Here is a 7,846-nt window from a genome sequence, read left to right as displayed (position 1 = left end):
AGTCCGGCCATGGCGCCGGGGCGCACCGCCTCGGTGCGCGCGGCCGCGCGGGCGAGGTCGGGCGCCTCGGCCGTGCGCGGCTGCTCTCCCGGGCGCAGTTCGGCGCGCATGCCGGCCTGCACCTGGGCGCGCTGCGCCGGGGTCAGGCGCGCGAACGCCTCGCGGTGAATCGCCTCGACCTGATGCGGGTCGGAGGTCTGGAGCAGGTACTCGTACCGCGCGATCGCGGCGCGGTCGGCTGCGGTCGGGGCGCCGACGCCGGGCGTCGCCGTCGGCGCGCTGGCCGCGGGGGAGCCGCCCGCGGGCGGCGGCGTGAGTCCGACCCCGCCCTGAGCAGGCGGAGCGGACGTCGGCGCGGGCGGCGTCCACGCGCCCGGAGCGGCCGGCGGCGCAGCGGGCGGCGCCTGCCGGGAGTCGCCGGTGACGGCGCCTGCCACATCGCGCACCATCGACTTCCAGTCGCGGCCGCCGCCGGACCGGTTGGCGGAGCCGGAGGAGTCGAGTGCTTTGGCGGCGAGGCCGAAGAGTCGGTCAAAAGAGCTCATGGAGGGGGTCCTTCCGGGTCGGAGTCTGGCGTGACGACGTACGCCAAGGTCTCCTCCGCCCCGAAGGGCCGGCAACCCGGGATCCGACGCTGGATCCGTAATGACGAGGTGCCGCAGGCGGGAGTACTCCCCTTGTGCGATCCACCTTAGGGGGCGCCGCTCGACCGAAGCAGCGATCAGGGCGGTGTCAGCGCACTCTCTCAGCAGATTGATCAGTGGACTCAGACCGGGTTCAGGACGCCTCTGAGCTCCGCGGCCAGCGCGGGCGCGGCATCCGCTCCCCCGTCGGTGATGCCCACCGCATAGCGGAAGCGCGCCATCTCGCCCGGGGCGATCACGACCTCCTCGCTGAAGAAGGGCGCGGGGTTGAGCGCCGCGAACTCCTCGGAGCGCGCGAACCACTGCGGCGGGTGATGCGGATTCGCGGAGTCGTCGAGCATCAGTACGAGCGACACGGCGTCGGCATCGTCGTGCTGACCGGTGAAGCCCATCCACTCGGAGCGCATCCCGCGCACGTCGTCGCCGCTGCCGGTGACCCCCGGAGCGACGAGGGCGCCGCCGGTGAAGGACCGGGGGCCGCGCCAGAACAGGCCGCCGTAGCCGGCGTTCTCACGTCCCCTCGTGGTGGGCGACCCGATCGCGATCGGCGCCTCCGACACGTTGCGCAGACGCGTGTCGAAGACGAGGGCCCACGCGTCGTCCGAGAGGGTCCCGGCCGCGAGCGTGCGCTCCTCGGCGAACAGCACCTCGCCCGTCTCGGTGATCCACCGCAGCTCGTGCGAGATCGTGGCGCGCTCCCCGGCCGCCAGCGCGACCTCGCCCTCGTGCTGCTGCACGCCGTTGTTGGGCAGCTGCACATAGAACTGGCCGTGGACGTAGGTCGGACCGCCCCAGAAGTTCTCGTCGTTCACGACCGGGAGCGCCCAGGCGATCCCCTTGTGCCACACGTGGTCGTGGGGGCGGAAGAGGCTCACGACCTCGCCGCGCCGCGTCCGGATCGGATGCAGGTACGGCTTCGGCGACTCGAGCGGCGCCGTCGTCGGCTGGTACACGTAGGTGAAGAGGTCGACGTCGCCGTCGCGCACGGTCACCGAAGAGCCGACGTCGTGGGTGATGCGCAGCGCGCTCATACGAGCACCTCCTTGACGGGCGCCCACGGCACGATGCCGCCGCTCATGGACCGCACGAACGGGTCGTCGCCCCGCAGCTCGCCGGCGGCGACGATCGTTCCGCGGAAGGCCGAGGCGTAGGTGGCCGCGGCGAACTCGAGGGTGCGGCGCGATCCCGCGAGGTCGACGCCGGGCGCCTGCCCCGCCTCGAAGGCATCGAGGATCGCTCGCACCTGATCGCGATGTCCGCTGGTCGATCCGCCGTCGAGCCCGTCTGCCCAGCGCGCCGCCAGGTGCTCGTGACCGGGTGCCGGGGTGAACGTCCAGTCGTCGCTGGTGTAGCCGTACAGGTGCCGCACCTCGACCGACGCGTGCTCGAAGTCCAAGCGCAGACGCGAGGTCTCGTCGGGCGACACGAGCGAGTTCACCACGGTGGCGAGGGCGCCGTTCTCGAAGCGCACCAGCGCGGTCGAGACGTCCTCGGTGTCGGTTGGGCGCAGCTGGCGCGCCGCGAAGGCGCTCACCTGCGACCACCGACCGAAGACCGAGAACAGCAGATCGAATTGGTGGATGCCGTGCCCCACGGTCGGGCCGCCGCCCTCGACGTCCCAGCGACCGCGCCACGGCACGTCGAAGTACTCGTCGGGTCGATACCAGAGGGTCTCGCAGGTCGCCACGAGCGGCCGGCCCAATTCGCCCGCCTCGGCGAGATCTCGCAGCCGTCGCGCGGCCTCGCCGAACCGGTGCTGGAAGACCGTCAGGACGGGGACGCCGGTCTCTTCCTGCACCGCGATGAGCTCGTCCACCTCGGCGAGCGCGAGCGCCGTGGGCTTCTCCACGAGCGACGGAACGCCGGCGCGCATCGCCAGGATGGCCAGCGCGGTGTGCGTCTGCGGTGGCGTGCAGATGTGCACAAGATCGAGGTCCTCGCTCGCGAGGAGCGCGGCGGCGTCGGGGTAGACCCGGTCGATGCCGAACGTCGCGGCGAACGCCTCCGCCCGGTCGGCGTCCACATCCGCCACTCCGGCGATCACGACGCGTGGGCCCAGTTCGTTCAGGGCCTCGGCGTGGGCGTGGGCGATGCCGCCGGTGCCGACGATGCCGACACGGAAGGGCGGGCGGGGTGTGGTCATCGGGCGTGGATCCTTCTGGGGTGAGGAGCGGGGACGGACAGCAGGCGCGGCCCGGGACAAGTCGAGCCGCGCCTGCCGGGCCGGGTCACTGGCTGAGGACGACGTCCATCTCCGTGAAGAACTGGTCGACGGCCTCGTCGACCGTCATGGTGCCGAAGTTCAGCTCGATGCCGATCTGACGGAACTTGTCCTCGATCGTGCCGTAGCCCGTCACCGGCACCGGCGGGGCGTCGCCCAGGCGATCGGCGATCGATTCCTCGTACTCCGCGATCTGGAGGTTGACGCCGTCCAGCGTCGCGCCCGACATCGCGGTCTCGGATGCCGGGAAGCCGCGGTTGGTGCCGAAGACCTCACCGGTCACCGGGTCGTTCACGAGGAAGTCGATGAGGATCGCTGCGGCCTCGGGGTGCTCGGTGCCCGCGGATGCGGAGAGGAGCATTCCCGCCTTCTTGTACAGGTCCTTCGCCCCATCCTCGGTCACCGGGGGCGCCGTGATCTGCAGCTCGGTGTACGGCTCGCCCAGGTTCGCGAGATAGCTCACGCCGAAGCTGTCCCACGTCATCTCGCTCGTCTGCAGGGCGGCGTCGAAACCGCTCATCGGCATCACCTCTTCGAGGCGCTGCTGGGGAGTGACGGTGCCGTCGCGCAGCTCCTGGCCCGACTCCCAGTACTCGCGAAGCTCGTCCTCGGTGAAGTTGACCTCGCCCTCCTCGGTGAAGAGGTCCTTGCCCTTGGCCCGCTGCTGGATCTCGAAGCTCTGGATGCGCCCGGTGTAGTCCCCGCCGCCCCAGACCTGCAGGCCCTTCGCCTGCGCGGCCTCCGTGACGTCGGCCATCCAGTCGTTGTAGTCCTGCCAGTCGCCCTCTTCGAAGGGCTCGACGCCGACCTCCTCGAGCAGGACGTTGTTCTGGTACATGCTCCAGGCGTTCGTAGAGATGGTGATGCCGGTGGTGACGCCGTCGAGCTGCCCGATCTGCAGCACGTTCTCGGGGAGCGGCTCGGTGTCGATGAGAGAGCCGAGGTACGGCGTCAGGTCGAGGAACAGCCCGTTCTCGGCGTACTGGCGCAGATAGTTGATGTCGGTCTGCATCACGTCGGGGAGCCCGCCGCCGGCCGCCTCGGTCTGGCGCTTCTCCCAGTACTCGGGGAAGCCGAGGAACGAGGTGTTGACGGTGATGTTGGGGTACTCCTCGTGGAACGCGTCGAGCACCTCGTTGTACAGCTCGGCACGGACGTCGTTGCCCCAGAAGGCGAAGTCGAGCGTGACCTTCTCATCGGGGTCGTAGGTGGCGGTCGGCGCAGCGGCGGGCGCAGACCCGGCGCAGCCGCTGAGTGCGAGGCCGAGCACGGCGGCACCGGCCACGGCGCCGGCCGCGGCCTTCTTCCTGTGCGTGAACATCATCGTCCTTTCGGAATGCGGTCAAGGTGTCGGGACGACTCAGTGAACCTTCACTTAGTGATCGATCACTTTGTCGAGACGAAAGAATAGTGAAGGTTCACAAACTGTGTCAACATGGAGGCCGAGGAGGGCGCCGTGACCGATACCGCACCCCACCGCCGGCCGACGATCATGGAGGTCGCCCGGCTGGCCGACGTGTCGCACCAGACCGTGTCGCGCTACTTCCGCGCACCCGACGGGCTGAAGCCCGCCACCAAGGCGCGGGTGCAGGCGGCGGTCGAGCAGCTCCACTACCGCCCGAACCTCACCGCACGCTCGATGCGCACCCGCCAGACCGGCCGGCTCGCGGTCGTCGTCCCGACCCTGGCGTACAGTCCCGCGCGCATGCTCGCGGGTGCGAGCTCCGCCGCGCACGAAGCCGGATTCGCGGTCGAGGTGCTGGCCCTCGAGGGCGGCGCGGCGGAGCGCACCGCGCGCGTCGCCGAACTGGCCGATTCGCGACAGGTCGACGGCATCGTCTCGTTCGCCCCGGTGCTCGCGTCGCTCGACCTGGAGGCGACGAGCGGCACGCCGATCATCGCGTCGGCCGACTTCGACGACGAGATGCGCGGCATCGGCGAGCTCGCCGACGCCTCCGCTCTCGTCGAGGTCATCGAAGGGCTCGCCGACCTCGGTCATCGCCGCTTCCTCCACGTGACCGGCGACCTGCAGTTCGCCTCGGCCCGCGCTCGGCGCGACACCTTCGTCGAGACGCTCGCACGCCTCGGCCTCGACCCGTCCGGAGTCGTCGAGGGCGACTGGTCGGCCGAGGCGGGCATGGCCGCCGTGCGCGCTCTGGCCGACCGCGAGCGTCCGACGGCGGTCGTGGCGGCGAACGATCTCGTCGCAGCCGGAGTCATCCGCGCGGCACTCGACGACGGCATCCGCGTTCCCGGCGATCTCAGCGTGAGCGGGTGGGACGATCAGCCGCTCGGCCGGCTGCTGAGCCCGGCCCTCACGACCGTCGAGATCGACCTCGAAGGCCTGGGCTCCCGGGCGATGACCCGCCTGATCTGCGCACTGCGCGACGAGCCCGCACCGGCCGAGGGCCAGCCGCTGCACCGCGTCATCTGGCGAGAGTCCACCGGCCCGGCACCGCGCTGAACCGCGTGGCCGCACGGATGCCGCGCACCGGCGTCAGTCGCTCGTGCGGGCTTCGAGCTCGGCGCGGGCGGCTGCGACCGCCTCGTCGGTCGAGGCGTAGACGTGCTCGGGGCCGGGGAAGACTCCGCCGCGCACCTCGCCGGCGTAGGCCTGCACGGCGGAGACCATGTCGGGGCCGATGGAGCCGTAGCGCTTGACGAAGGCCGCGGTCCTGCCCTCGGTGATGCCGAGCAGGTCGTGCAGCACGAGCACCTGACCGTCGGCGGAGCCCGCGCCGATCCCGATGACGGGGATCTCGAGCGCGGGGAGCACGACGGCGGTGACCTCGGCCGGCACGGCCTCGATCACGAGCACGCTCGCACCCGCGTCCTGGACGGCGAGGGCCTCGCGCACGAGCCTCGCGGCCGAATCGGCCGTCCGCCCCTGGGCTCGCAGCCCGCCGAGAGCCACCGCGGTCTGCGGGGTGAGGCCCACGTGCGCGACGACGGGGATGCCCGCGTCGGCGATCGCGCGGATGCGGCTCAGCCGCGCCTCTCCCCCGCCCTCGAGCTTGACGGCATCGGCGCCCGCTTCCTTCACGAAGCGCACCGCCGTGGCGATGGCCTGCTCGTCCGACACCTCGGTCGAGCCGAAGGGGAGGTCGGCGACGACGAACGCCGACTGCACGCCGCGGCGCACCGCCCCCGCGAGCACGAGCATCTCGTCGACGGTGACGGCGACGGTGGAGTCGTGCCCGAGCACGACCTGGGCACCGGAGTCGCCGACGAGCACCATGTCGACCTCGGCCTGCTCCGCCGTGCGGGCGCTCGGGTAGTCGTAGGCCGTGACCATCACGATCGGCTCGCGACGCTCCTTCATCTCGGCCAGTCGCTGCAGTGTCACCTGTGCGCGCATCAGGCACCTCCTATGACGGTGTTGTCGATGAGACGGGTGGCTCCCACACGGGCCGCGATCGCGACCAGCACCGGGCCTGCGATCTCCGCCACCGGTGCGAAGGTCTCCGGGTCGACGAGGGCCACGTATTCGGGACGGATGCCGGATGCCTCGAGCGTCGCCGTCCCCCGGGCGCGCAGCGCCTCGGCGTCGACGATGCCGGCGGCCGCGGCATCCGTCATCTCCTGCAGGGCGCGAGGAATCGCGAGGGCCCGCGCGCGCTCGTCGGGTGAGAGGCGCGTGTTGCGGCTGGAGCGGGCGAGGCCGTCGTCATCGCGAGAGGTCGGGCACACGACGAGCGAGACCGGCAGACCGAGGTCGGCGACGAGGCGGCGGATGACGGCGACCTGCTGGGCGTCCTTGGCACCGAAGTACGCGTGGTCGGGCAGCGCGGCGAGGAGCAGCTTCGTCACGACCGTGGCCACGCCGTCGAAGTGCGCGCGGCCGCGCTCGGCGCCCTCGAGCGTCTCGGCGATCGGCCCGGTGACGCTCACGGTGGTCGCGAAGCCCGGCGGGTACACCTCGGCGGCGTCCGGCGCGAAGACGACATCGACCCCCGCCGCCTGGGCGAGGGCGAGGTCGGCCTCCTCGGTGCGCGGGTAGGCGGCGAGGTCGGACTGCTCGTTGAACTGCGTCGGGTTGACGAAGATCGACATGACCACCGTGTCGTCGGCCTGCCGGGCGGCGCGCAGCAGGGTCGCGTGGCCCTCGTGCAACGCGCCCATCGTGGGCACGAGGCCGATCGCTCCGTCACGCCGATCGCGCAGGGCGGCACGCAGCTCTGCGACGGTGCGCGCGACGATCACGAGGCCGCCCCCGGGCGCGCACGGAGGTCGCGCGTCGCGGCGACGAGCGCGTCGAACAGCGCGGCGCGCTCGGGCAGTCGCTCGGCGACGGCGGCGCGCTGGCGGGCGACCGTCTCGTCGTCGCCGCGGGCGATGGGTCCGGTGAGCGCCGCGGCGCCCTCGGCCTGCCAGTTCGCGACGGTCGCGCGCACGAGGGGCGCGAACGCCTCGCGGGGCACACCCGCGGTCGCCGCGAGATCCTCGGCGAACGACTCGAGCGTCACGAGGAAGTTCGAGGCGATCGACGCCGCCGCATGGTACGCGGCGCGATCGGCGTCGCGCACCTTAAACGGCTCCATGCCGAGGGTCTCGGCGAGCAGGCGCGCGGTCGCAAGCGCGCGGTCGGTCGATCCGGCGACGGCCGCCGGCACGCCCTCGAAGGTCGTCGCCGGGGCGACGGACGTGAGCGGATGGATGCCGAGGGCCTCATGCGGTGCGAGCGGCTCGAGGGTCGTCGCGCCGGAGAAGTGTCCCACCAGGGGTCCGGATGCGATGGCGGCCGCGGCCGCGCCGATCTCGGCATCCGGAACCGCCAGCAGCACGATGTCGGCGTCCTCGCCCGCCGCCCCCCGTCCGTGGGGGCCCCGCACGTCGACGCCCGCCTCGCGGAGGGCCGACGCCATGGCGCGGCCGACGCGGCCGTCGCCGACGACGGCTACGCGACCAAGCGCGTGCGCGGAGTGCGAGTCCGGCATCGTCGTCGTCTCCCGTCACGGCGCGTGGATCCGGTCCAGGACGG

Annotated in this window: 7 protein-coding genes and 1 pseudogene; 1 reads left to right on the top strand and 7 read right to left on the bottom strand. The window is 72.1% G+C overall.

Translation table 11 applies throughout. The annotated features are described in order from the left end of the window. The 4 genes and pseudogenes from IM770_RS15005 to IM770_RS14990 all read right to left on the bottom strand — a co-directional run. Window positions 1-545: pseudogene (locus tag IM770_RS15005) on the bottom strand (cation-transporting ATPase); the annotation flags it as partial. Between the two features lie 221 nt (window positions 546-766). Then, the gene (locus IM770_RS15000) at window positions 767-1,675 is read right to left on the bottom strand and encodes a DUF6807 domain-containing protein (RefSeq protein WP_203581958.1); all 909 of its coding nucleotides are present in this window, start codon (window positions 1,673-1,675) and stop codon (window positions 767-769) included. Continuing rightward, window positions 1,672-2,787, bottom strand: a complete 1,116-nt coding sequence (locus tag IM770_RS14995) for a Gfo/Idh/MocA family protein (protein ID WP_203581957.1) — start codon at window positions 2,785-2,787, stop codon at window positions 1,672-1,674. Before IM770_RS14995 ends, IM770_RS15000 begins: the two co-directional genes overlap by 4 nt. An 85-nt stretch (window positions 2,788-2,872) precedes the next feature. Then, window positions 2,873-4,186 carry an ABC transporter substrate-binding protein gene (locus tag IM770_RS14990; protein WP_203581956.1) on the bottom strand — a complete coding sequence of 438 codons (1,314 nt, stop codon included), beginning with the start codon at window positions 4,184-4,186 and terminating at the stop codon, window positions 2,873-2,875. Window positions 4,187-4,321: 135 nt separating this feature from the next. Here IM770_RS14990 and IM770_RS14985 point away from each other — a divergent pair, with 135 nt between their 5' ends. Further along, complete coding sequence (locus tag IM770_RS14985) at window positions 4,322-5,329, top strand: LacI family DNA-binding transcriptional regulator (protein WP_307785476.1); 1,008 nt, start codon at window positions 4,322-4,324, stop codon at window positions 5,327-5,329. Between the two features lie 33 nt (window positions 5,330-5,362). Here the strand turns inward: IM770_RS14985 and panB are convergent, their stop codons facing one another. Genes panB through IM770_RS14970 form a run of 3 tightly spaced genes read right to left on the bottom strand, consistent with a single transcriptional unit; the run spans window position 5,363 to window position 7,802 of the window. Then, window positions 5,363-6,223 (bottom strand): 3-methyl-2-oxobutanoate hydroxymethyltransferase, encoded by an 861-nt coding sequence (panB, locus tag IM770_RS14980; RefSeq protein ID WP_203581954.1) that lies wholly within the window; start codon window positions 6,221-6,223, stop codon window positions 5,363-5,365. Then, complete coding sequence (panC, locus tag IM770_RS14975) at window positions 6,223-7,068, bottom strand: pantoate--beta-alanine ligase (RefSeq protein WP_203581953.1); 846 nt, start codon at window positions 7,066-7,068, stop codon at window positions 6,223-6,225. The genes panB and panC overlap by 1 nt, the downstream gene beginning before the upstream one ends. Next, window positions 7,065-7,802 (bottom strand): DUF2520 domain-containing protein, encoded by a 738-nt coding sequence (locus tag IM770_RS14970; RefSeq protein ID WP_203581952.1) that lies wholly within the window; start codon window positions 7,800-7,802, stop codon window positions 7,065-7,067. The genes panC and IM770_RS14970 overlap by 4 nt, the downstream gene beginning before the upstream one ends. Window positions 7,803-7,846: the final 44 nt, after the last annotated feature.

Origin of the sequence: Microbacterium hibisci, from assembly GCF_015278255.1 — a bacterium.
In the GTDB taxonomy this organism is placed as follows: Bacteria; Actinomycetota; Actinomycetes; order Actinomycetales; family Microbacteriaceae; genus Microbacterium; species Microbacterium hibisci.
The sequence above is the reverse complement of the archived record's forward strand: the minus strand, read 5'-3'. Positions and strand labels throughout refer to the sequence as shown.

Bases quoted from the DNA above. Each gene is read 5' to 3' on its own strand.
- IM770_RS15000 (WP_203581958.1), bottom strand. From the start codon at position 1,675: ATGAGCGCGCTGCGCATCACCCACGACGTCGGCTCTTCGGTGACCGTG.
- IM770_RS14995 (WP_203581957.1), bottom strand. From the start codon at position 2,787: ATGACCACACCCCGCCCGCCCTTCCGTGTCGGCATCGTCGGCACCGGC.
- IM770_RS14990 (WP_203581956.1), bottom strand. From the start codon at position 4,186: ATGTTCACGCACAGGAAGAAGGCCGCGGCCGGCGCCGTGGCCGGTGCC.
- panB (WP_203581954.1), bottom strand. From the start codon at position 6,223: ATGCGCGCACAGGTGACACTGCAGCGACTGGCCGAGATGAAGGAGCGT.
- IM770_RS14970 (WP_203581952.1), bottom strand. From the start codon at position 7,802: ATGCCGGACTCGCACTCCGCGCACGCGCTTGGTCGCGTAGCCGTCGTC.